The organism is Nocardiopsis sp. EMB25 (genome assembly GCF_026797795.1).
Lineage (GTDB): Bacteria > Actinomycetota > Actinomycetes > Streptosporangiales > Streptosporangiaceae > Nocardiopsis > Nocardiopsis lucentensis.
The window spans coordinates 1358928-1381970 of the sequence record NZ_JAMTDN010000001.1 but is presented as its reverse complement, the minus strand read 5'-3'; the positions used below and the strand labels follow the sequence as shown (position 1 = coordinate 1381970).

General features: G+C 73.8%; 17 protein-coding genes. 6 read left to right on the top strand and 11 right to left on the bottom strand.

The window, feature by feature from the left end; all coding sequences use genetic code 11:
• Window positions 1-87 precede the first annotated feature (87 nt).
• From KIK06_RS06000 to KIK06_RS05985, 4 genes are all read right to left on the bottom strand, one after another.
• Window positions 88-708 carry a methyltransferase family protein gene (locus KIK06_RS06000; protein WP_017600107.1) on the bottom strand — a complete coding sequence of 207 codons (621 nt, stop codon included), beginning with the start codon at window positions 706-708 and terminating at the stop codon, window positions 88-90.
• A complete protein-coding gene (locus tag KIK06_RS05995) occupies window positions 705-2834 on the bottom strand; it encodes a heavy metal translocating P-type ATPase (protein WP_268642290.1) in 2130 nt (709 codons plus the stop codon). The genes KIK06_RS06000 and KIK06_RS05995 overlap by 4 nt, the downstream gene beginning before the upstream one ends.
• Before the next feature lie 3 nt (window positions 2835-2837).
• On the bottom strand, window positions 2838-3209 hold the full coding sequence (locus KIK06_RS05990; protein WP_268642289.1) for an ArsR/SmtB family transcription factor: 372 nt from the start codon (window positions 3207-3209) through the stop codon (window positions 2838-2840).
• Window positions 3210-3279: 70 nt separating this feature from the next.
• Window positions 3280-4104, bottom strand: coding sequence for a PP2C family protein-serine/threonine phosphatase (locus KIK06_RS05985; protein WP_268642288.1), 825 nt, complete (start codon window positions 4102-4104; stop codon window positions 3280-3282).
• A 282-nt stretch (window positions 4105-4386) separates the two neighbouring features.
• Between KIK06_RS05985 and KIK06_RS05980 the strand changes: the two genes are divergently transcribed.
• From KIK06_RS05980 to KIK06_RS05955, 6 genes are all read left to right on the top strand, one after another.
• Entirely contained in the window at window positions 4387-6054 is a 1668-nt protein-coding gene (locus KIK06_RS05980) for an NAD(P)H-dependent oxidoreductase subunit E (RefSeq protein WP_268642287.1), read from the top strand.
• The gene (gene fdhF, locus KIK06_RS05975) at window positions 6054-8795 is read left to right on the top strand and encodes a formate dehydrogenase subunit alpha (protein ID WP_268642285.1); all 2742 of its coding nucleotides are present in this window, start codon (window positions 6054-6056) and stop codon (window positions 8793-8795) included. Before KIK06_RS05980 ends, fdhF begins: the two co-directional genes overlap by 1 nt.
• Window positions 8796-8846: 51 nt before the next feature.
• A complete protein-coding gene (locus tag KIK06_RS05970) occupies window positions 8847-9548 on the top strand; it encodes a helix-turn-helix domain-containing protein (protein WP_268642284.1) in 702 nt (233 codons plus the stop codon).
• A 4-nt stretch (window positions 9549-9552) separates the two neighbouring features.
• Entirely contained in the window at window positions 9553-10224 is a 672-nt protein-coding gene (locus KIK06_RS05965; protein WP_017600100.1) for a response regulator transcription factor, read from the top strand.
• A gap of 120 nt (window positions 10225-10344) precedes the next feature.
• A complete protein-coding gene (locus tag KIK06_RS05960; protein WP_268642283.1) occupies window positions 10345-11250 on the top strand; it encodes a universal stress protein in 906 nt (301 codons plus the stop codon).
• A 19-nt stretch (window positions 11251-11269) separates the two neighbouring features.
• Window positions 11270-11710: a DUF1918 domain-containing protein gene (locus KIK06_RS05955; protein ID WP_268642282.1), complete on the top strand. Its 441-nt coding sequence runs from the start codon at window positions 11270-11272 to the stop codon at window positions 11708-11710.
• A gap of 21 nt (window positions 11711-11731) precedes the next feature.
• Here KIK06_RS05955 and KIK06_RS05950 read toward each other — a convergent pair whose 3' ends face one another.
• The 7 genes from KIK06_RS05950 to KIK06_RS05920 all read right to left on the bottom strand — a co-directional run bounded on the left by KIK06_RS05950 (window position 11732) and on the right by KIK06_RS05920 (window position 23038).
• Window positions 11732-12151 carry an Hsp20/alpha crystallin family protein gene (locus KIK06_RS05950; protein WP_017600097.1) on the bottom strand — a complete coding sequence of 140 codons (420 nt, stop codon included), beginning with the start codon at window positions 12149-12151 and terminating at the stop codon, window positions 11732-11734.
• A 127-nt stretch (window positions 12152-12278) separates the two neighbouring features.
• Window positions 12279-14618, bottom strand: coding sequence for a heavy metal translocating P-type ATPase (locus KIK06_RS05945; protein ID WP_268642281.1), 2340 nt, complete (start codon window positions 14616-14618; stop codon window positions 12279-12281).
• Between the two features lie 72 nt (window positions 14619-14690).
• Entirely contained in the window at window positions 14691-15464 is a 774-nt protein-coding gene (locus KIK06_RS05940; RefSeq protein ID WP_017600095.1) for an HAD family hydrolase, read from the bottom strand.
• A 150-nt stretch (window positions 15465-15614) separates the two neighbouring features.
• A complete protein-coding gene (locus KIK06_RS05935) occupies window positions 15615-17336 on the bottom strand; it encodes a GAF domain-containing sensor histidine kinase (protein WP_268642280.1) in 1722 nt (573 codons plus the stop codon).
• 96 nt (window positions 17337-17432) lie between these two features.
• A complete protein-coding gene (locus KIK06_RS05930) occupies window positions 17433-19823 on the bottom strand; it encodes a glycoside hydrolase family 65 protein (RefSeq protein ID WP_268642279.1) in 2391 nt (796 codons plus the stop codon).
• On the bottom strand, window positions 19820-22210 hold the full coding sequence (gene ppsA, locus KIK06_RS05925; protein ID WP_268642277.1) for a phosphoenolpyruvate synthase: 2391 nt from the start codon (window positions 22208-22210) through the stop codon (window positions 19820-19822). The genes KIK06_RS05930 and ppsA overlap by 4 nt, the downstream gene beginning before the upstream one ends.
• A 72-nt stretch (window positions 22211-22282) precedes the next feature.
• Window positions 22283-23038: an HAD family hydrolase gene (locus KIK06_RS05920; RefSeq protein WP_017600090.1), complete on the bottom strand. Its 756-nt coding sequence runs from the start codon at window positions 23036-23038 to the stop codon at window positions 22283-22285.
• Window positions 23039-23043: the final 5 nt, after the last annotated feature.

Below are 23043 nucleotides of genomic sequence, written 5' to 3'. Positions count from 1 at the left end.
CGATCAAAATCGCGCCGGGGGCGACCGCGGCCGTGCGGCCGCCCCCGGGCGTGGAACTCCCGTCGGAGAAGGTGCGGCGTGCGCCGATCAGGGCCGCTCCCCTTGACCGTCGGCGGGCGCGAGGCGGCCCAGTCCGGGGAGGAAACGGCCGGTGCGCGCCGCGTAGGAGCGGTAGGCGGCGCCGTGTGTGCTCAACAGATAGGGCTCCTCGATCAGCCGGACCTGCACCTGTACCGCGACGACCAGGGTCACCAGGGCAGCGGCGGAGAGCGGGCCCGGCAGCGCCACGGCCATGCCGACGAGCAGGACGGCCATCCCGGTGAAGACGGGGTTGCGTACGAGGGCGAAGAGCCCTCCGGTGACCAGTTCGGTGTCCTCGTCCTCCTGGACGCCGACCCGCCAGGAGTCGCCCATCCCCCTCTGCGCGGCCAGGACCAGCAGCAGTCCCGAGGCCATGGCTCCGATGCCGGACCACGCCACGGGCGGGGAGGGGGCGAAGGCCTCGGTCGCGATCGCCGTGACGGGCGCGGCCGCGCCCAGCAGACACGCGACGGCGAACAGGACCGTGCCCCACCAGGGCGCGCTGAAGGCGGTGGTGTCGGGACGGCGGAACCGGGTGTCCCCGGTGGCGCGCCAGGACTGGAGGGTGCGCACGCCGAACACCAGTACCAGGCCGGTCAGGTAGAGCACGAGGGCGATGGCGTTCATACCCGCTCCCCGACCCGTTCGGCCGCCTGTCGGGACTCGGTGGAGGAGGACTCGGCCGGGGTACGGTGTCCGGCGCGCACACCGTTGGCGATGACCAGGACCTCGGCCAGTTCGTGGGTGAGGATCACCGCCGCCAGACCCAGCACCCCGAACGCGGAGAGCGGGATGAGCACGAGCAGGATGCCCGCCGACAGCACCAGGCTCTGGAGCATGATCCGCCTGGTGCGGCGTGCGTGCGACAGAGCGCGGGGCAGGACGCGCAGGTCCTCGCCCATGAGGGCGATGTCGGCGGTCTCCACGGCCACGTCGGCGCCCATGGCCCCCATGGCCACACCGGCGTCGGCGGTGGCCAGGGCGGGAGCGTCGTTGACACCGTCTCCGACCATCGCCACGGGTCCGTGTCGCCGCAGGTCGGTGACCAGCCTCGCCTTGTCCTCGGGGCGCAGGTCGGCGTGGACCTCGTCGACGCCGACCCGCGCGGCCAGGGCTCGGGCGGTGCGTTCGTTGTCACCGGTGAGCATCACGGTGCGCACGCCGACGCGATGGAGCGCCGCGACCGCCTCGGCGGCCTCGGGGCGCAGGTCGTCGCGAATGGCGACCGCACCGACGACCCGGCCGTCGGATTCGACCAGGACGGTCGTGGCCCCCTGCTCCTGGAGGTCGGCCACGGCCCGCGCCAGGGGCCCGGGGTCGATGTAGCCGGGTCGGCCCAGCCTGAGGGGGACCCCGTCCAGGGTTCCGGTCAGTCCGCTACCGGGCACCGCCGCCACGTCGTGGGCGGGTTCGGGGTCGGGGTGGGCGGCCAGGATCGCGGAGGCCAGGGGGTGCTCGCTGCGCGCCTCCAGGGCGGCGGCCGCCGCGAGGACCTCCTCCCGGGTGTGGCCGGGCACGGGTTCGACGGCCACCACCGCCGGTGCGTTGCGGGTGAGCGTTCCGGTCTTGTCCAGGGCGACCACCCGTACCGCACCGAACGCCTCCAGCGCGGCCCCGCCCTTGACCAGCACTCCGGAGCGGCTGGCCGCGCCGATCGCGGCCACCACGGTGACGGGGACGGAGATGGCGAAGGCGCACGGGGACGCGGCCACCAGCACCACCAGGGCGCGCTCGATCCACACCCCCGGCTCCCCCAGCAGGGAGCCGACGACGGCGATGAGCGCCGCCACGACCAGGATCCCCGGCACCAGGGGGCGGGCGACCCGGGCGGCCAGACGCTGCGCGGCGCCCTTGCGCGCCTGCTCGCGTTCGACGATGTGCACCACGCGGGACAGGGAGTTGTCCGCCACGCGCGCGGTGACCTCGATCTCCAAGGCGCCGCCGCCGTTGACCGTCCCGGCGAACACCTCGGTCCCCTCCGTCGCCTCGACGGGCACGGACTCACCGGTGACGGTCGAGGTGTCCAGAGTGGAGCGGCCGGAGCGCACCACACCGTCGGTGGCGACGCGCTCGCCGGGCCGGACCAGGAGGAGGTCGCCGACGGCGAGTTCGGCGGGGTCGACGGTGGCCGCCCTCCCCTGGCGCAGCACGGTGGCCCGGGTGGGCACGAGGTCCAGCAGGGCCCGCAGCCCGTGGCGCGTGCGGGCCACGGCGTGGTCCTCCAACGCCTCGGCCAGAGAGAACAGGAAGGCGAGCATCGCCGCCTCGCCCACCTCGCCCAGCAGGATCGCGCCGACCATGGCCACGGTCATCAGCGTGCCCACGCCCAACCCGCCCCTCAGCAGCGCGCGCAGTGTGCCGGGCACGAACGTCCACCCTCCCGCCGCGATCGCACCCGCGAACAGAGCGGTCGCCACGACGGGAGCTCCGGTCAGCCACCCGGTGAGCACACCGGCCAGCCAGAGCGCACCGGCCAGGCCCGCCCAGCGCACGCCGGCCGAACCCCACCACGTCCCCGGCCTCTCCCCGGGAGCGGGGTCGGGTGAGGAGCAGGTGGGATCACCGCACCCGTCGGTGTCGACGGCCCCCTCGGCCGTCTCGGGAGCGGACGGTTCCCGCCCTCCCGCGCCTTGCGCGCAACAGGAGCAGGTCACGGAGAGGGGTGCGGAGGAGGCCGGGGCGGGCGCCGGGTCCAGGAGCGGGCGGTTCCGGGGCGGTTCCGGGGTGTCGCCGCCGCAGCACGGGTCGGACATGACTCAGCCCTCTCTCACGGCGGGTGCGGGGTCGGGGTCGGGCAGCAGGAGGGACAGCAGGGCGTGTCCGGCGTCGGTGAGGCGGTACATGACGAGCTTGCCGTCGCGTCGGGACGCGGCCAGACCGGCGGCGCGCAGCTGCCGGGCGTGGTGGGAGACGAGGTTCTGCGAGGACGAGCAGACCCAGGCCAGGTCGCACACGCACAGCTCGTCGCCGACCTGGAGGGCGCGGGCGATCCGCAGCCGGGTGGGGTCGGCCAGGGCCCGGGCCCGGTCGGCGGCGGGGCGCGCGTCGTCGTCGTCGGGAACACGGGCGCGGACCTTCTCCGCCTGGGGAAGGTCGATGCAGAGGAGTTCGCAGGAGTCCGATGACATACCAACAATCTAACGTTCGTTGATTTGTTGGGTCAACAGGTGCGGCGCGCTCCCCCCTCGGCGCCCCGCCCTACCCCGAATCGGCCCCGGCGCACCCGCGGCCCGCGCATCCGTCCACGGGGATGAGCAACGCGGTGACGTTGTCGTGCCCACCGGCGTCGAGCGCGTGGCGGACCAGGCCCCGCGCGTCGGCCAGGAGACCACCGTCGGCCCGAAGAGGGCCGTCGGCCGCCGAACCCGGCCGGCGGCGCGGGACGGCGGCGCGCAGTTCCTCCGCCGAGGACAGGTACCGCCACAGTCCGTCGGTGCACAGCAGCAGGCGCCCCGGACCCGACGGCCGGTAGCTTCGCGCCCGCCCCTCCAGATCCCCCGCGTCGGCGCCCAACCAGGCGGAGAGCGCGTCGTGGGCGCCCGTGTCGTCCTCGGTCAGCGCGAACCCCGGCCCCTCGTCGGGCAACCAGTAGGCGCGGCTGTCCCCGACCCAGGAGACCCACACACCTCCCGCGCCGACGGCGGCCGCGACGTAGGTGCAGGCGGGCGCCGCGTCCGCCGACGCCGCCAGGGCGGCGACCGCGCGCCCCGCACGCCCGACGGCGTCGTCCAGGGCGATCTCGGGAAGCCTCCCCTCCCGCAGCCGCGCTGCCGCGACGCTCGCGCCCACCTGCGCCGCGACCAGGGCGGCCCGGTCTGATCGGGGCGACATCGAGACACCGTCGCACACGACCCCGACCGTCCACCCGCCCGCAGCGACCACTCCCATGGCGTCCGCGTTGGCACCGCGCCGCAGGCCCCGGTCACTGACCCCCGCCGCGCCACCGGCGGCCGTGGTCTCCAGCCGGGAGCGGAACGACGGCTGGGCCGCTCCGCAGTCCCAGCATCGACCGTCCGGAGCCACCGTCCCACGGCACCGGACACAGCTCTCGTTTCTCTCCATATGCCCCCACCCTTCCAGAAGCGCACGATCCCGTGCCGTCCCGCGCCCTCCAGGACCGTTCGAAAGATGACCGGACCGGGAATCCGGTTTCGTACGGGTGGGCCGGCACCGGCCGATCACCACGGGAACGGTTTCGATCCTTGGCGCCGCCGGGGCGGGATGGTTCACTGACACCAGAGCGATCACCCGGAGTATCCACATGGACACGATTTGGCGTGTGGGCGTCAGGAGGGACGGGCCGACATGACGCGTGACGCGTTCGCCGAGTGGCCGGTGCGCTTCGGCCGACCGGGCGCCCTCGTCCTCGAGCGGTTGGCGCGGGCGAGGGCCGACCACGGTTCCGTCGGCCCCGAGGACCTCGACCGCATCGCCCGGGAGGCGGGCTGGCCGGTCGCCGCGGTGACCGGGACGGCCTCCTTCTACGCCGACTTCGCCGGTGGCAGACGCGGTCGGCGACACGTCCGCGTCTGCGAGGGGACCTCGTGCTTCGCCACCACACGGGGCCGTCACGCCGAACGGCTCGAGGCCGCGCTCGGTGTCCGCCGGGGCGAGTGCGCCGCGGACGGCTCGGTGTCCCTGCAGGGGGTGTACTGCCTCGGCTTCTGCTACGCCTCCCCCGCGGCCATGGACGGGACCACTCCGCGGGTCGGCCCGGTCCTGGGTGAACCGGCACCGGAGATCCCCTACCGGAACGCGGCCCGCCGCGCGGTGCTCGGCGCCGGGCTGACCGGTGAGGAGGAGGCGTGGCGGGTGTGGCCGCGGGTGCTGGCCGACGGGTCGCCGGAGAGGGTGCTCGCCGAGGTGGCCGGGGCCGGCCTCCGGGGGCGCGGTGGCGCCGCCTTCCCGGCGGCGGACAAGTGGTCGGCGGGCGCGCGCGGTCCGGCGCCCCGCTACGTGGTGGCCAACGGTGACGAGGGCGACCCCGGCTCGTTCGCCGACCGCCTGCTGATGGAACGCGATCCGCACCGGGTCCTGGAGGGGCTCGCGCTCACCGCCCTCGCCGTCGACGCCCGGAAGGGTTTCGTCCTGGTGCGCTCGGAGTATCCGGCGGCGGTCGAGCGCATGCGGGCGGCCGTGGACGAGGCGCGCGAGGCCGGGCACCTGGGGGCCGACGCGCACGGCAGCGGGTTCGACTTCGACGTGCGGGTCGTCGAGGGCGCGGGCTCGTACGTGGCCGGTGAGGAGACGGCGCTCCTGCGCGCCCTCCAGGGGCTGCGGGGAGGTGTCCGTCCCAGGCCGCCCTACCCGACCGAACGGGGGGTGGCGGGGCGACCCACGGTGGTGAACAACGTGGAGACGCTGGCCGCGGTGCCGTGGATCGTCCGGCACGGCGGCGCGGCCTACGCGGAACTGGGCGCCCCCGGGGAGGGCGGCACCAAGCTGGTGTGCCTGAGTGAGCGGTTCCGCCGGCCCGGTGTGTACGAGGTCGAGTTCGGGGCGTCCCTCCGGTTCGTCGTCGAGGAGCTGGGCGAAGGGCTGAGGGACGGGCACACGCTTCGCGCGCTCCAGGTCGGCGGGCCGCTCGGCGGCTTCCTCGGCCCGCGGGAGCTCGACCTCCCCCTGCGGACCGAAGCCCTGGCGAGGGCGGGGGTCGCGTTGGGGCACGGCAGCCTGGTGGCCGTGGACACCGGGGTGCCGCCCGACGCGCTGCTCCGGCACACCTGGACGTTCGCCGCCTCGGAGAGCTGCGGGGCCTGCGTGCCGTGCCGGGTGGGGACGCGGCGGGGGCTGGAACTCGCCGAACGGATCGGCGGGGCGGCGGAGGACGTCGACGGGGTGCTGGCGGAGCAGGACCGGCTGGCGGAGGTGATGGCGGTGGGCAGCCTGTGCGCGTTCGGCCGCGGCGTGCCCGGCGCGGTGCGCAGCCTGGTCCGTGTCTACCACGACGAATTGACGGGCGGGGGCGCCTGATGCGGGTACGGGTCGGCGATCACGTGGTGGAGGTGGCCGAGGGGGCCACCGTCCTGGAGGCGGTCCGTGCCGCCGGTTCCGAGGTCCCCGCTCTGTGTCACGACGACCGGCTCTCCGCACGGGGTTCCTGCCGGGTGTGCCTGGTCGGAGTGGAGGGGCGGGGGATCGTGGCCGCGTGCACCGCTCCCGCGGCCGAGGGGATGACCGTGCGCCCCGACGACCCGCGGGCGGCGGAGGCGGCCCGCGGCGCGCTCGAACTGATCGTCTCGGAGCTGCCGCGCCGGGCGTTGGAGGTGCCCGCGGACCGCAGTGAGCTGGTGCGCGCCTGCCGGGACCTGGGCGTGACCGGAACCGCGTTCACGGGCGCGACCCACCATCGGGGGACGGACCACTCGCACCCGTACGTGAAGCTGGACCGGGATCTGTGCATCGCGTGCGGGCGCTGCGTACGGATGTGCTCCGAGGTGCAGGGCACCTTCGCGTTGGAACTCACCGGCCGGGGTTTCGACACCGTCGTCACGGCCGGGGACGGCGGACCGTGGATCTCCTCGCCGTGCGTGGGCTGCGGCGGCTGCGTGGACACCTGTCCGACCGGGGCGCTGGCCGAACCGGGCTTCCTCGACCCGCGCCCCGCCCACCGGGCCACCGCCACCACCTGCGGATACTGCGGGGTGGGCTGCACGCTGGAGGTTCACGTGCGCAACGGGGCGGTGGCCGCCGTGACCCCGGGGCGGGACGGGCCGGTCAACCGGGGCCACGCCTGTGTCAAGGGACGCTTCGCCCACTCCTTCACCCGTGCCCGGGATCGGCTGACCGAGCCGCTGCTCCGCCGCGAGGGCCGGGGGTCCGCGCTGGAGCCGGTGTCGTGGGAGGAGGCGCTCGCCTTCATCGCCGAGCGCCTGGCCGCCATCCGCGAGCGCCACGGCGGCGAGGCGATCGGCGTCATCTCCTCGGCCCGCGCCACCAACGAGGAGAACTACCTGGCCCAGAAGTTCGCCCGCGCCGTCCTGGGCACCAACAGCGTCGACAACTGCTCCCGACTGTGCCACGCCCCCACCGCGGCCGGGTTGAACTCCGCGTTCGGCTGGGCTGGCGGCACCGCCCCGTTCGAGGAGATCGACGAGACCGACTGCGTCCTGGTGGTGGGAGCCAACCCGACCGAGGCGCACCCGGTCGTCGGGGCCCGGATCAAGCAAAGGGTGCTGGCCGGGGCCCGCCTGGTGGTGGTCGACCCGCGCCGCTCGGAACTGGCCGCGCTCGCCGACGTCCACCTGCGCTGCCGCGCGGGAACCAACGTGGCGGTCTTCAACGGCCTGGCACGGGCGCTCCTGGACGGGGGCCACGCCGACGAGGGGTTCCTGGCCGCCAGGGCGAGCGGTCTGGACGAGCTGCGCGCCCTGCTCGACGGCCTCACGGTCGACGCGTCGGCGCGGACCGCCGGTGTGGCGGAGGCGGACCTGGTCGAGGCCGCCCGCCTGTACGGGAGCGCCGAGCGGCCGGTCATCGTCTACGGGCTGGGCGTCACCGAGCACGCGCACGGCACCGACGGGGTGCGCACGCTGGCCAATCTGGCGATCCTCACCGGCAACGTCGGGGTTCCCGGCGGGGGGGTCATTCCGCTGCGCGGCCAGAACAACGTCCAGGGCTCCTCCGACATGGGTGCGCTACCCGACCTGCTGCCGGGCTACCAGCCGGTGACCGACCCCCGGGTACGGGAGCGGTTCGGCCGGGTGTGGGGACGCCCCGTACCCGAGCGCCCCGGGCTGAGGATTCCGCAGATGTTCGACGCCGCCCTCGACGGCCGGTTGCGAGCGCTGTACGTCATCGGCGAGGACATCGCCCTGACCGACCCCGACAGTGACCGGGTGCGGGCGGCGACGGAGGCGTGCGAACTGGTGGTCTGCCACGACCTGTTCCCGTCCCGGACCGCGGAACTGGCCGACGTGGTCCTGCCGGCCGCGTCCTTCCTGGAGAAGGACGGGACGTTCGTCAACTTCGACCGCCGGTTCCAACGGGTCCGCCCGGCACTCGACCCTCCGGGGCGGGCCCGGAGCGACTTCGAGATCCTGCGCGCGCTGGCCCGGACCATGGGCACCGACCTGGGCTGCGCGACCCCGGCGCGGGCCATGGCCGAGTGCGCCCGGCTGGCCCCTCCGTTCGCCGGGATCTCGCACGAGCGCCTGGACCGCGACGGCCCGCTGCACTGGCCCTGCCGCGGCCCCGAGGATCCGGGTGAGGCCGTGCTGCACCTGGACGGGTTCGCCACCCCCGACGGCAGGGCCGCCCTGGCCGCGCGCCCCTACCTGCCGCCCGGTGAACGGCCCGACGACCGGTTCCCCCACGTGCTGATCACCGGCCGCCGACTGGACCACCACAACACCGGGTCGATGACACGCCGCACGCCCAACACCGAACTGACCGGGGCGGAGACCCTCGACGTCAACCCGGTCGACGCCGAGCGGCTGGGCGTCGCACCCGGCGACGCGGTCGAGGTCGCCAGCGCACGGGGGGCGGTGGTGCTGCCCGTCCGGATCACCGACGACGTCGCCCCCGGTGAGGTGTTCGCCGCCTTCCACTTCCCCGACGCGCCCGTCAACCGCCTCACCTCGTCGCACACCGACGAGGTGACCGGCTGCCCCGAGTACAAGGTGACCGCGGTGGCACTGCGCCGTATCGTCCCCGGGACCTCCGGCCCCCAGCTCGGGACCAACGGCCCACGCCCCGCACCCGGAGAGCGGTAAGGATGCGGAGCGTAACGCGAGGTCCCCTCCGGACCGCGAGGACGGTGCGACATGAGGAGAGATAGGGATGACGATGCCGTGCGCACCGGAAGCGACCTCGGCCGCAGGGCCGCAGCGCGCCGGAAGGAGCTCGGTCTGACCAGGCAGGAGGTCGCGGAGCGGGCCGACATGGATCCCGGCTACGTGGCCTACCTGGAGGAATACGCACCCAGGATGACGCGGCCCGCGCTGTACCGACTCGCCTCCGCGCTGGAGACCACACAGGACCACCTGCTGGGCGCCGACACCGACGTGCCGCCGGGCGCCACGACCACGGCGACCCTTCTTCCCGAGACGTTCACCCTGTCTCCGGGAAGGTGCATGGAACTCATCGGCCCCGGCGGGGTGGGGCGGATCGGCTTCGTGGTCGGGGAGGAGGCTGCCCCGACCATCCTCCCGGTGAACTACCTCGTTCTGGACGGCACCGTCGTGTTCCGTGTCGCGTCCCACGGGATGATCGCCCGTCACACACCCGGTGACGCGTCCTTCGAGGTCGACCGCGTCGACGGCGCGATGAGCGAGGGGTGGAGCGTCCTGCTCACCGGCAGGGCCGAACCGGTCACCGAGGAGGCGGAGGCCAACGCCCTCGCCGCCTGCGCCCCCGTCCGCCCGTGGGCGGAGGGCGCCCACGACCTCTTCGTCCGCCTCGTCCCGGACCGGATCAGCGGGCGCCGCGTCCGCGGCGGCTGGTGTCCGTCCGCGAGGGAGGTGTGAGCCGATGCCGGAGGGGAACCGGGCCGTCCGCGTCTTCCTGGTCGACGACCACGACGTCGTGCGGCGCGGCATCACGGCCCTGCTCGAGGACGAGGAGGGCATCGAGGTGGTCGGTGAGGCGGGCACGGCGTCCGAGGCCCTCGGGCGTGTCCCGGCCGCTCGGCCCGACGTCGCGGTCCTGGACGTACGCCTGCCCGACGGCAGCGGCGTGGAGGTCTGCCGGGAGCTGCGGTCGCGCTTCCCCGAACTGGCGTGCCTGATGCTGACGTCCTACGACGACGAGGAGGCCCTCCACGAGGCCGTCCTGGCCGGCGCCTCGGGATACGTGCTCAAGCAGATCCACGGCTCGGACCTGGTCGGCGCCATCCGCACGGTCGCCTCCGGTGAGTCCATGCTGGACCCGCACAGCACGGCCCTGGTCATGCGGCGGATCCGTGAGGGGGCGGGGTCCGCGGACCCGTTGAGCGAACTCTCCGTCCAGGAACGCCGTGTCTTCGAACTGATCGGGGAGGGTCTGACCAACCGGCAGATCGGCGAGAGGGTCTTCCTGGCGGAGAAGACGGTGAAGAACTACGTCTCCAGTGTGCTGTCCAAGCTGGACATGCGGCGCCGGTCCCAGGCCGCGGCGTACGCCGCGCGACTCAAGGCCGAGGCCGCCCGCCGCGATCCCGGGTAGGGGCACAGGTCCTCCACTCCCGGTCACAAGGGCTGAACGGCCACGACGTCCGTCTCTGGAGGGCACTTCCGCCCGACCGTAGCGTAGCGGGTGAGGGTCCGCAGTCGAGGGGAGGCCGTGATGGCCCAGAGCGCGAACGCCCCCGTGGTGGTGGCGGTCAACGGAACACCGGCGAGTGAGCGGGCCGTGGACTGGGCCGCGGACGACGCACGGCTGCGGGGACGCGGACTGCGGATCGTCTACGCCTTCGACTGGCCGCTCTACCACGCGGTACCGCGCGGCCTGCCGGGGTTCGACGTGTACGAGTTCGCGCGCCGCGTCGTGGACGACGCGCGCCGGCGGGCCCTGCAGCGAGCACCGGACCTCGCCGTCGACGCCTCGCACGTCACCGGAGACCCCGAACCGGTCCTGCTGATGGAGAGCCAGAAGGCGCACAGCCTCGTCCTCGGTGCCCACCGGACGACGGCCATGGACGTCTTCCTGCCCGACTCCACCGCTCTGGACATGCTCATGTTCGCCTCGTGCCCCGTCGTCGTCGTGCCCGACCGGGAGCCCGGCCCCTCCACCGACCGCGTCATGGTCGGCGTCGACGGGTCGGCGACCGCGCTGACCGCGGCGTCGTGGGCGTTCGAGGCGGCCGACGTCCGCGGATCGGCGCTGCGCGTGGTGACGGTGGGCAAGGGGTCCTCGCGGATGCGTTTCGGCGCGCCGGAGATGCCGGCGCGGGTCAGGGCGGACCAGACCGGTGAAGCCGCCGCGGCGGAGGAGGCACGGCGGATGCTGTCGGAGTCGATCGCGGGCGAGCGCGCGCGGTGGCCGCGGGTGCGGGTCGAGGAGGTCGTGGAGTCAGGCCACCCGGTCGAGGCCCTGTGCGCCGCGGCCGAGGACTGCGACCTGATGGTCGTGGGTTCCCATGGTCGGGGCGGGTTCGCCGGGATGCTGCTGGGATCGGTGAGCCGGAACGTGATCTCGCACAGCCCGTGCCCGGTCACGGTGGTGCGCGCGTCCCGTACGGCATCCGGGTGACGGGGAGGCGACGGGAGACATGGTCAAGGACACCGGGGAGCGAACAGGCGTCGAGGCCCTGACGGAGCGAGTCCTCCGGTTGGAGCGGCGGATGGCGGAACTCGAAGCCGCCGCCGCGTCCGGTGGCGCCACACGCGCGAGGACGGTGGAGGCCCGGCCCGACCGGGTGCGGGAGAGGAAGCGGCACGAGGTCTCGGTGGGAGACAGGATCATCGTCGACCAGGGCGCGGGCCGCCGCGTCGGCGTCATCACGCAGCTGCGGCACGCTGACGGAAGCCCTCCCTACGTGGTGCGGTGGCTCGACACCGAACGGGAGAGCCTGTTCTTCCCCGGGGTGTCGACCAGGGTGGAACCCGCCTCCCGTGTTCCCTCCGCCAGGAGGGCGCCTCCCCGTGAACGGCTCTCGGCCGGTCACGGGGAGAGCGCGGACGGCGAGGCCGGTGCCAGGGGCGAAGGTTAACCGTCGCCGACACCGGGCGACCTACTCCTCGGACTTGCGCGAGATCGGTACCTTGCGGCTGATCTTCTCCTGCTTGGCCAATCCGATGCTCACCTCCAGGATGCCCTTGTCGTAGGAGGCGACGACGTCCTCCTCCGAGGCGTCCGAGGGCAGTGTGAGCGTGCGGCTGAAGGACCCGTAGCGAAACTCCGAGTGCTGCGGGGACGTCTCGCTCTCGCTGCGCTCACCCTGGATGCTCAGGACCCCGTGCTCGACGGTCACCGTCAGGTCCTCGTCGGGGTCCATCCCGGGCGTCTCCACCCGGACCACGTACCGGTCGTCTTCCATCGTGGTCTCGACGCGCAGGGTCGCGGACCCGTGCGTCGAGAAGAACGGCGCATCGAACAGATCGGCCAGGTCGGGGAAGCGGGGCAGCCCCGAGCGGCGGGCGATGGCGTTCATGACCTACCTCCTCGGTTCACCGGTCCACGGAACGCCCGTGGGGGCGTGCCCCGGACCTGGTCACCACTCAACCCGGTGGGCGGCGGCCGTGTCAGGCGTCCAAGGGTGCGCTTCGTCGGGTCTTTCGTCACCCCGCCCCGGGGACCTCCTCCGAAGCGGCGAGCACGTGGAAGTGCTCTTCCTCCTGGGCGAAGTGCAGGCGCAGGACCGCGTACAGCTCGACGGCCAGCCTGGCCGCGTGCCGACGGGCCTCCTCTCCCCCGGGGCCCTCCGTCTCCTCCACCCCGTCCAGGGTCGCGCGCAGACGCCGGACCAGCTCCGCGATCTCCGTGTGCTCCCTGCTCATCGTCGCGGTCGTGTCCGACTGCCCAAGGGCGCGGGCGACCCGCGGGTAGAGCAGGCGCTCGTCGCGATCCTCGTGGGCGACCAGGTCGTCGAGGAAGGACCTCAGGGCGGGCACCGCCGCGTCCGCGTCCCGGCCGCCGACGACGAGCGCGTCGGCGGCCCGTAGGAGCGCCTCGACGCCCGGCCACAGCCGTGTGTGCTCCTCCTGGAGGCCGCGGACCAGTTCGGCGTCGTCGCCGCGCAGCTCGGGGGCCCGGCCGCCGCGCCCGCCGCCCAGGGCCCGCAGGGCGTTGAGGATCACCGCGACGTCGATCGCCTCCTGGGCCAGGGCGCCCGCGGCCGGCGGGAGGTACCCGGCCGCGGCGACGACCATCGCGACCATGGACAGCACCATGCCCGCGACCACGCTCTGCCTGGCGATCGCCCGACTGCGGCGGGCGATCGCCAGGCTCTCGGCCACCCTGGAGAGACGGTCCACGGTGACCACGACGTCGGCGGCCTCCGAGGAGGCGGTGGACCCCCGGGCGCCGAGGGCCACACCCACCCCCGCCGCGGCCAGGGCGGGGGCGTCGTTGACACCGTCGCCGACCATGACCGTGGGGGCGCCCGCGCTCTCCGCGCGCACGACCTCGGTCTTGTCGGCCGGGGACTGCTCCGCGTACACGGCGTCCGCTCCCACGTGCGCCGCGATCCGCTCGGCCACGTCCTGACGGTCGCCCGTGACCATCACCGCCCGCTCGATGCCCGCCAGACGCAACAGCCGCAGGGTGCGCGGCGCGTCAGCGCGCAGCCGGTCGCGCAGCAGGAGGACCCCGCGCAGGCGGTCGCCGACGCCCACGAAGACGGTGACCTCGCCGTCGCGCGCCGCCTCGGCGCGCACGCGTTCCACCCAGTCGGGCAGCCGGGCTCCCGCACCGGCCCAGGCGGCCTTGCCCACGCGCACCCGGCCGCCGTCGACGACACCGCCGACGCCCTGCCCCAGCACCTCCGCCGTGTCCTCGGGCTGGCTCAGGGCCAGGCCGCGTTCGCGCGCCGCACGCACGATCGCGGCCGCCAGCACGTGGGGGGACGCCTGGTCGAGTGAGGCGGCCAGGCGCAGGACGTCGTCGGCGGACGTCCCCTCCTCGGTGACCGTGCCGCCCAGCACCGGGCGTCCCTCGGTGACGGTGCCGGTCTTGTCGAAGAGCAGTACCCGGGCGCGGGCCAGGCGTTCCAGGGCCGCGCCGCCGCGCACGATGATCCCACGGCGGGCACTGCGCGACATGCCCGAGGTGAAGGCGATGGGGGCGGCGAGGATGAGGGGGCACGGTGTGGCCACGACCAGGACCGCCACGGCTCTGACCGGGTCGCCCGACAGCCACCACGCCGCCCCGGTGAGGAGCAGGGTGACCGGCAGGAACACGGCCGCGTAGCGGTCGGCCATGCGCACGAACGGCGCGGTGCGCGCCTCGGCCTCGCGGGCCAGACGGACGATCGCGGCGAACGTGCTCTGCTCGGCCCCGGTCGTGGCGCGCATGCGGAACGGTCCGCCGGCGTTGACGGTCCCACCGCGTACGTCCTGGTCCACCGCCCGCTCCACGGGCAGCGGTTCCCCGGTCACGACCGACTCGTCCACGACGGCGGAGCCCTCCGTGACGCGCCCGTCCACGGGCAGTGTCTCGCCGGTGCGGACCAACAGGAGGTCCCCGGGGCGCACCCGCTCCGCGGGGAGGGTGGTCACCTCGTCACCGTCGACCCGGTGCGCGACGCGGGGAGCCCGGGCGAGCAACGCGCTCAGGTCGGAGCGGGCGCGGCGCCCGGCCTGGTCCTCCAGCATCCGGCCGCCGGTCAACATGACGGAGACGATCGCGCCCGCGAGCAGTTCGCCGACCAGGGCCGCCCCGGCCAGCGCCAAGAGGGCGATCACGTCACTCCCCAGACTCCGGCGGCGCAGCGCCTGGGCGACCCAGACCGCGGACGCGACGGCGCCGACGGCCGTGGACACCAGCCACGCCGTGTCGGAGGGACCGGTGAGTCCGAACGGACGCAGGACGAGGCCGAAGACCAGTCCGGTCAGGCAGACGGCCAGCAACGCGGCGGAGGCGGTCGGGAACGGGCCCGACCCGCGTTCCTCGGTACCCATACCAGCCACTGTGGACCCTTCCGGGGGGGCGGGGCAGGGAAGGAGGTCGCGCACGGACGAGCCGATGGTCGCTCAGCGCGCCCGTGCTCCGGGAAGGAGCATCGCCAGGTCGGACACCACGACGTGTGCGCCCCGATCCAGCATCTCCTCGCGGGCACCGGTGCGGTCCACTCCGACCACCAGACCGAACCCCCCGCGCCGCGCGTCCTCCACCCCGGTCGGGGTGTCCTCGGCCGCCGCGGCCCGACGGGGTTCGGTCCCCATCCTGCGGACCGCCTCCAGGAGCAGTGCCGGACCGGGATCGCCGGACAGGCCCAGGCGGATCGCGTCGGCGCCGTCCACGCGGACGTCGAAGAGGTCCGCGACCCCGGCGGCCCGCAGCACCCCGGCGCGGTCGCGGCCCGAGGCGACCGCCGCCACGGGGACACCGGCCGACCGCAGCCCGCCGACGAACTCCACGGTGCCGGAGAAGGCCGTGACCCCGTACCGGTCCACGAAGTCCAGGAAGCGGCGGTCCTCGCGGTCGACCAGCCAGCCCACCGTCACCGTCTCAGTGCGGTCCGGAGGAACCGGTTCCTCGGGCAGGTGGACGCCCCGCGAGGCGAGGAAGGCCCGTACGCCGTCCGCACGCGACCGGCCGCCCAGGTAGCGCAGGTAGTCCTCCCGCATGTCGAACGGTCGGAAGCCGCCGCCACCGGCACGGGACAGGTCGCGCAGGAAGGAGTCGAACACCCGCTTCCACGCCGCCGCGTGCACGAAGCCGGTGTCGGCGACGACACCGTCGGTGTCCAGGACCGCCCCACGCACACGGTCGAGCGGCACACCCGCGCTCCTCCCGGTCTCCATGGGCTCCGGCTCCCCACCGCGGCACCCACCGCAGGTTCGGACCAGTGTGTGCACCTCATTGCACCCGCGACACGGGGCCCGGACCAGTGCCATTGGTCCGCGCGGCCCGAACGAAGGTCCGCTTCGCGTCGGACCCACGTCCGGACCCCCTCATCCGGCGTCCTCGGGTAGGGGCACCGTCCACCGGAGGACCGTCCCGCCGTCCGGTGCGGGTCCGGCTTCGAAGGTGCCGTGGAGGCGCGCCGCCCGCTCGGCCAGGTTGCGCAGACCGCTGCGGCGGCCTCCCCCGGGAAGGCCGACGCCGTCGTCGGTGACCTCGACCGTCAGATCGCCGTCCACGGCCACCCGGACGTCCACCCGCCGGGCCCGGGCGTGCCGGGCGGCGTTGGTCAGGGCCTCCTGGAGCACGGCGACCACCTCATCCGCGATCTGCTCGGGTACCCGGCTGTCGAGGGGTCCGTCCATCCTCAACCCGGCCGAGAACCCCAGCGGGGCGGTGGCGGCGCTCACCACTCCCACGATCCGGTCACGCGGCCAGGGGTGCTCCTGTTCCTCGTCCTCCGCCGTCAGCGCGAAGATCACCGACCTGATCCTGCGGATGGTGTCGTCGAGATCGTCCACGGCCCCGTGGAGGCGCCGGGCGGTCGCGGGGTCGTCGACGCGTCTGACCGTCCCCGTCAGGGACAGCGCGACGGCGAACAGCCGTTGGATGACGGTGTCGTGCAGGTCGCGGGCGATACGGTCCCGGTCCTCCAGCACGCTGAGGCGCTCGGCGTCGGCACGTGTCTCGGCGAGCTCCAGGGCGAGGGCCGCGTGTCCCACGAACGCGCGCAGCGTCTCCACCGTCGAGGGGTGGAACTGCTCCGCGCCCACCTCCCTGGCCAGGCACAGGACACCGCGCACCCGGTCCCCGTGGCCCAGGGGTACCAGCAGGACCGGGCCGACCCCCAGGTCGCGCAGCAGTACCGCGGCGCGCGCACCCGGACGGGAGATGTCGGTGATCACGGGCTCGCCGGAGACGTGGACGCTCCCGGTCAGCGACCCCTCCACCGCCGTGCCGCGACCCCGGATCCGTTCGGCGCCCTCCCCGCTCGCGATCCGCACCGTGAGCCGCCGCCCGGAGGCGTCGGGCCCCGCGATGGCGGCCAGGTCGGCGTTGGCCATGCGGCAGGCCCGCCGGGTGATCATCCGGAGCACGTCGTCGACGTCCACACCGCTCAGCAGTCGCGTGGTGACCTCGTCGGAGGCGTCCAGCCACATCTCGCGCCGCCGTGTGTGCTCGTAGCGGCGGGCGTTCTCGATCGCCACACCCGCGGCCGCGGCCAGCGCCACCACGATGGACTCGTCGTCCTCGTCGAAGCGTCCGCCGTCCCGTTTCCCCGTGAGGTACAGGTGGCCGAACACCTCGCCGCGCACTTGGACGGGTACGCCGAGGAAGCCCCGCGCGGGCGGGCGCCCCTCGCGAAACCCGTGCGGTCCGGGGTGCCAGGGGACGTCGTCCAGTCGTACGGGTCCCGGCTCCTCGTCCGGCGGCCGGAGAACGCCGCGGCCCCCCGGCCAGTGCTCGATCCGGGCGGCGTCGGGGCCGACCGGGATGAACTGCTCCAGATTCCCGTCTCGTCCGACCACGCCCATGGCGCCGCAGCGGGCTCCGGCCAGGGCCATGGCGGCTTCGACGATCCGCCGCAGGGTGCCCTGGAGGTCCAGGCCCGCCCCGATCGTGACGACGGCGTCCAGGAGGGCGCGCAGGCGTTCGCGGCTGACCACGGCCTCGTCGACCCGCGACCGCAGTTCCACGAGCAGTTGGTCGATCCCCGCCTCCTGGTACGGCGCGCGGGGCCGATCGCTCCGTGACCGGGCCGTCTCACCCATGACCACCCCCGCGGTCGACGCAGTGCCCAGCTCCCGTTCCCCCTCCCCCGATCCTAGGCTCGCGGGCCCCGGAGGACGAGGGCCGTCCCGGAGTGCTCAGAGTGGGAAGCACACGGTCGCCCCCGGCCTCAGTTCGGCGGTCTCGTCACGGCAGGCGACCTCGATCGACCGGTGCATTCCCGCCCCGGCCACCACCTGTACGCAGTGTCCGCAGATGTGCAGCCTCAGCGGGTGCTCGCGGTAGGTGATCGACAGGGTGAGCGTCCCCAGTTCCTCGGGCCAGTACGGGTTGAGCTCCAACCGGCCCTCCCGCGTCTCCAGCCCGGAGAAGCACCGCTGGAGCAGGTCCACGCTTCCGGCCATCGCCGCCAGGTGGATGCCCTCCGGGGTCGTCCCGCCCTGGATGTCGGTGACGTCGGACCGGAGCGCCCGGCAGAAGAACTCCATGGCCCGTTCGCGGTGGGCCCGTGCCAGGACCCAGGCGTGCACGACAGCGCTCAGTGTCGAACCGTGGGACGTCCTGGCCAGGTAGTAGGCGATGTTCCTGGGAATGGCGTCGCCGTCGAGCCCGTAGCCCAGGCGTCCCAGGAGCGGGCCGAGTTCGTCGGCGGACAACAGGTAGAACAGCATCAGCACGTCGGCCTGTTTGGAGGCCTTGTACCGGTTGACGCTGTCGCCCTCGGCCTCGAGGATCCGGTCGAGGCGCTGGATGTCGCCGTACCTGCGCCGGTAGCCCTCCCAGTCCAGCTCCTGCAGGTCCTCGTAGCCCTCGAACTGGCTGATCACGCCGTCGTGGAAGGGCACGAACATGCCTTCGCCGATCTCGTTCCAGCGGGTCAGCTCCCCGGGTTCGAGCCCAAGGTCCGCGGTGAGCTCGCGGCGCGTGCGATCCGGAATCAGGAAGAGCGCGTCGACGGCGCGCAGGAGCACCCACACCGCCATCACGTTCGTGTAGGCGTTGTTGTCGATCCCGTCCTCCTCGGCGCCCGGATACCCGGTGTGGAACTCGTCCGGGCCCACCACCCCGCGGATGGCGTACCGGCCGCGACGTGGGTCGTAGGAGGTGAGGGAGGCCCAGAACCGGGCGATCTCGACCAGCATCCGCGTCCCGTGGTGGGCGAGGAACTCCCGGTCCCCGGTCACCTGGTAGTACTGCCACACGTTGTAGGCGACGGCGATCCCCACGTGGCGCTGCCGCCAGGTGGGGTCGGGCCGCCAGTGACCGGACAGCGGGTTGAGGTGCAGCCACTGGGTCTCCTCACGGCCGTCGCTGCCCGACTGCCACGGATACATGGCGCCCGCCAGACCCGCCTCCCGCGCCGCCTGCCGCGCCTCGGGCAGACGGCGCTGTCGGTAGCGCAGCAGGGCCCGGGTCAGGGAGGGAAGACGCAGGTTCAGCACCGGGAAGACGATCAGCTCGTCCCACAGGACGTGGCCCCGGTAGGCCTCGCCGTGCAGTCCTCGGGCCGGAACGCCGGCGTCCAGGTCGACGGTGTTCGGCGAGAGCGTCTGCAGCAGGTGCAGCACGTGGAGGCGGATCATGCGCAGCTCGTCCGGCGCCCCCTCGATCTCGACACCGAACCTCTCCCAGAGCTGGCTCCAGGCCAGAGCGTGGTCCGCGAGCAGCTCCCCGAACCGGCCCATGCGCGGCAGCCACCGCGCGGCCTCCTCAGCGGGTTCGCTGACGGCGCGGTCGCGACCGGTGAAGACGGTCACGATCTTCTCCAGGGTGGTCGTCTCCCCCGCCGCCACGTCGACCGCGGCGTCGTGGCCGGTCCAGGAGTCGTCGCCGACGGGACTGAGCTCGGCGTCGCACCCGCGGTCACCTCTCCACAGGGTGGCGCGGGCCGCCATCGCCACCCGGATCCCGGACTGGTTCGTCCGGGCTTCGAGAAGACAGGAGTCCTCGCCCAGTGCCCGCGCGTCCAGCGTCCGAAGGTGGTCGCCCGGCAGGTCCCGGTAGCGCTCGACCAGGGTGTTGGCCACCCGGCCGTCGAGCGCGGAACGCACCTCCAGCCGACCGGACCAGTCCTCGGGGGTGATCGCCACCTCGAGCGCGCACGCGTGCGCGAACCGCATGTCGACGAAGCGCCGCTGGGTGACGGCCGTGGTGCGCCCCGCCCCGTCGCGATACCGGAACCGGCGTGTGAGGACCGCCCGCCGCAGGTCGAGCCACTGGCGGTACTCCAGGAGGCGGACGGCGTCGACGTCGAACCACGGACCGCCGTCGACGCGGAACGTCACCGGCAGCCAGTTCGGCAGGTTCACCAGGCTCTCGTTCTCGACGGCGGTCCCGCCGACCTCCGACCGGAGGCGGTTGTAGACACCGGCCGCGTAGGTGCCGGGGTAGTGCGTGCCGTCGGCCGTCGACTCCGGCGCGGCGCCCCGTGTGGCGAGGTAGCCGTTTCCGACCGTGCACAGCGCCTCCCTGCGGCCCTCCTCCCGCGGGTCGTAGCCCTCGTAGCACCAGGTCCACTCGCTGTTCACCGGTTCTCCCCCTCACGCTCGGCGGCGGCGACGTTGTCCTTCACCGCCAGGAAGCTGTCCGGGGCGACGGAGACGGAGTCGATCCCCGCGCGCACCAACAGGCGGGCGAAGTCCGGATCGTCGCTGGGCCGCTGCCCGCACAGGCCCACCTTCCTTCCCCTGGCGTGCGCCGCCTCGATCACGGTCTCGATACTTCGCGTGACGGCCGGGTCACGCTCGTCGAACAGTGCGGCGAGCCGTTCGGAGTCCCGGTCGACGCCGAGCGTGAGCTGGGTGAGGTCGTTGCTGCCGATGGAGAACCCGTCGAAGCGCTCCGCGAACTCCTCGGCGCGCCAGACGTTGGCGGGCAGCTCGGCCATCACGTACACCTGGAGCCCGCCGCTCCCCCGGCGCAGACCGTGGTCGGCCAGGGTGTCCAGGACGAGGTCGGCCTCGGCGGGGGTGCGGCAGAAGGGGATCATCACGACCGTGTTGGTCAGCCCCATCCGCTCGCGCACCCGGCGGATCGCGCGGCACTCCAGGGCGAAACCGTCCCGGTAGCCGTCGCTGTGGTAGCGGCTGGCCCCGCGCCACCCCAGCATCGGGTTCTCCTCGACCGGTTCGAACTCGGCGCCGCCGAGGAGGCGGGCGTACTCGTTGGTCTTGAAGTCGCTCATCCGCACGGTGACCGGCCGGGGCCACCACACGGCGGCGATGCGGGCGATGCCCTGGGCCAGGCGCTGGACGAAGAACTCGGTCCTGTCGTCGTGGCCGCGGGTCAGTTCGGCGACGCGCCGCCGGGCGTCCTGGTCGGTGAGACGGTCGAACCTGGCCAGGGCCATCGGATGGATCCTGATGTGGTTGGCGATGACGAACTCCATCCGGACCAGGCCGACGCCGTCGGCGGGCAGCCGCCACCAGCGAAGGGCCGCGGCCGGGTCGGCCAGGTTCAGCATCACGTCGGTCCCGGTCTCGGGGACCCGGCCGAGGTCGAGTTCGCGCTCGTCGTAGTCGAGGATCCCCCGGTAGACACGGCCCTCCTCTCCCTCGGCGCACGAGACCGTGACCCGCTGCCCGTCGGTCAGGGTGCGCGTGGCCTCACCCGTTCCCACGACCGCGGTCACACCCAGTTCACGGCTCACGATGGCCGCGTGCGAGGTGCGGCCGCCGTGGTCGGTGACGATGGCCGCCGCGCGTTTCATGACCGGCTCCCAGTCCGGGTCGGTGGTGCCGGTGACGAGCACGGCGCCGTCGGTGAACCGGTCGATCTCGTCCACGCCGCGCAGCCGGCACACCTTCCCCGCGGCGACGGCCTCGCCCACGGCCAGGCCGGTGACCAGCCGTTCTCCGGGCTCGCGCAGTCGGTAGGAGTACAGCGTCGAGGCCTCTTTGCGGGTCTGGACCGTCTCGGGGCGGGCCTGCACGACGTAGAGCTCGCCGCTGCGGCCGTCCTTGGCCCACTCCACGTCCATCGCCCGGCCGTAGTGGTCCTCGATCGTCTTCGCCCACCGGGCCAGTCGCAGGACCTCCTGCTCGTCGAGGACGGGGCGGGCCCGCTCGTCCTGGCCGGTCGGCACGGTGCGAGTCGGTTCGTCGCGGGAGGCGCCGTAGACGACCTTGGTCTCCTTGCCGCCGATCGCCTTGGAGATGACCGGTTCCAGCGCGGTGTCCGCCAAAAGGGGTGTGAAGACCAGGTACTCGTCGGGGTCCACCGTGCCCGCCACGACGGACTCGCCCAACCCCCAGGCGGCGTTGACGAGCACGATCCGGGGGAAACCGCTCTCGGTGTCGACGGAGAACATCACCCCGGCCCCGGCCAGGTCGGAGCGGACCATCTGCTGTACCCCGACCGAGAGCGCGACGGTGAGGTGGTCGAATCCTTGGTGCTCGCGGTAGCTGATCGCACGGTCGGTGAACAGGGACGCGTAGCAGCGCCTGCAGGCCTCCAGCAGCGCCCGCTCCCCGGTGACGTTGAGGAAGGTCTCCTGTTGTCCGGCGAAGCTGGCCTGGGGCAGGTCCTCTGCCGTGGCGCTGCTGCGTACCGCCACGTCCGGGTCCTGTCGGCCCAGGCGCTCGGCGAGCACCCGGTAGGCGTGCACGACCGCGCGCGCGGTGTGCGGGGGGAGTTCGGCGTCGGTGAACATGCGGCGGATGGATCCGCCCACCTCGGCCAGATCGGCTCCCCGGTGCAGCGCGGCGATCCGGTCGCGCACGCGCGGGCGCAGGTCGTTGCCGTCGAGGAAGTCCCAGTACGCCTGCGCGGTGGTGGCGAACCCTCCCGGCACCCGGACGCCCCGTTCGGTCAGGTGGGCGATCATCTCCCCGAGGGAGGCGTTCTTACCGCCGACCAGGCCGGTGTCCCCCAGCGAGAGATGCTCCAGCCATCTCACGGTGTCCCGCCGATCCATACCGCACGCTCCTTACTCCCACCCTCGCGGCGCGCACCGGCTCCGGCGGGCCGCGCGGCCTCGAGGACGCTCTCACCGGGCGCCCCGGACGACCTCCACCTCCGACAGGTCGGTGACGACGACATCGGCGCCGTGGCGGCGGAGCCGGTCGGGGTTCCCCGTGCGGTCGACACCCACGACGAGGGCGAAGCCGCCCCGCCGCCCCGCCTCCACCCCGGCCTCGGCGTCCTCGACCACGGCGCAGCGGTCCGGGCCGGTCCCCAGTCGGCGGGCCGCCTCGAGGAGCATCGCCGGATCGGGTTTGCCCGGCAGCCCGAGTTCGCCGGCCACCACCCCGTCGACGCGCACCGGGAAGAGGTCGCCCAGACCGGCCGCTTCGAGCACCTGGTCGCAGTTCCGGCTGGCGGAGAACACCGCGACGGCCGAACCCGCGCGCCGCAACCGCCGCACGAGCGCGACCGTCGAGTCGAACACGGTGACCCCGTCCTCGGCCAGGCGCGCGCGGAAGTAGCGGTTCTTGCGGCCGGCGAGGCCCCGGACCGTCTCGGCGGCGTCGCCGTCGTCGGTTCGCCCGCGCGGCAGGCGGATACCCCGGGACTCCAGGAAGGCGGCCACGCCGTCGTCACGCGGTCTGCCGTCCACGTACCGGAGGTAGTCGTCGGCGGAGAACGGGGAGTGGTCCTCGCCCTCGCGCGGCGCGCGGTCGGCGAGGTAGCCGTCGAACAGGCGCCTCCAGGCCGCAGCGTGGACCGAAGCGGTGTCGGTGACCACCCCGTCAAGGTCGAAGAGCACCGCGTCGTAGAGCCGTGGATCGAGCGTGACGGTCATCCGCG

Bases quoted from the DNA above. Each gene is read 5' to 3' on its own strand.
- KIK06_RS05965 (WP_017600100.1), top strand. From the start codon at position 9,553: ATGCCGGAGGGGAACCGGGCCGTCCGCGTCTTCCTGGTCGACGACCAC.
- KIK06_RS05990 (WP_268642289.1), bottom strand. From the start codon at position 3,209: ATGTCATCGGACTCCTGCGAACTCCTCTGCATCGACCTTCCCCAGGCG.
- KIK06_RS05935 (WP_268642280.1), bottom strand. From the start codon at position 17,336: ATGGGTGAGACGGCCCGGTCACGGAGCGATCGGCCCCGCGCGCCGTAC.
- ppsA (WP_268642277.1), bottom strand. From the start codon at position 22,210: ATGGATCGGCGGGACACCGTGAGATGGCTGGAGCATCTCTCGCTGGGG.
- KIK06_RS05950 (WP_017600097.1), bottom strand. From the start codon at position 12,151: ATGAACGCCATCGCCCGCCGCTCGGGGCTGCCCCGCTTCCCCGACCTG.
- KIK06_RS05960 (WP_268642283.1), top strand. From the start codon at position 10,345: ATGGCCCAGAGCGCGAACGCCCCCGTGGTGGTGGCGGTCAACGGAACA.
- KIK06_RS05955 (WP_268642282.1), top strand. From the start codon at position 11,270: ATGGTCAAGGACACCGGGGAGCGAACAGGCGTCGAGGCCCTGACGGAG.
- KIK06_RS05945 (WP_268642281.1), bottom strand. From the start codon at position 14,618: ATGGGTACCGAGGAACGCGGGTCGGGCCCGTTCCCGACCGCCTCCGCC.
- KIK06_RS05970 (WP_268642284.1), top strand. From the start codon at position 8,847: ATGAGGAGAGATAGGGATGACGATGCCGTGCGCACCGGAAGCGACCTC.
- KIK06_RS06000 (WP_017600107.1), bottom strand. From the start codon at position 708: ATGAACGCCATCGCCCTCGTGCTCTACCTGACCGGCCTGGTACTGGTG.
- KIK06_RS05940 (WP_017600095.1), bottom strand. From the start codon at position 15,464: ATGGAGACCGGGAGGAGCGCGGGTGTGCCGCTCGACCGTGTGCGTGGG.
- KIK06_RS05980 (WP_268642287.1), top strand. From the start codon at position 4,387: ATGACGCGTGACGCGTTCGCCGAGTGGCCGGTGCGCTTCGGCCGACCG.
- KIK06_RS05995 (WP_268642290.1), bottom strand. From the start codon at position 2,834: ATGTCCGACCCGTGCTGCGGCGGCGACACCCCGGAACCGCCCCGGAAC.
- fdhF (WP_268642285.1), top strand. From the start codon at position 6,054: ATGCGGGTACGGGTCGGCGATCACGTGGTGGAGGTGGCCGAGGGGGCC.
- KIK06_RS05920 (WP_017600090.1), bottom strand. From the start codon at position 23,038: ATGACCGTCACGCTCGATCCACGGCTCTACGACGCGGTGCTCTTCGAC.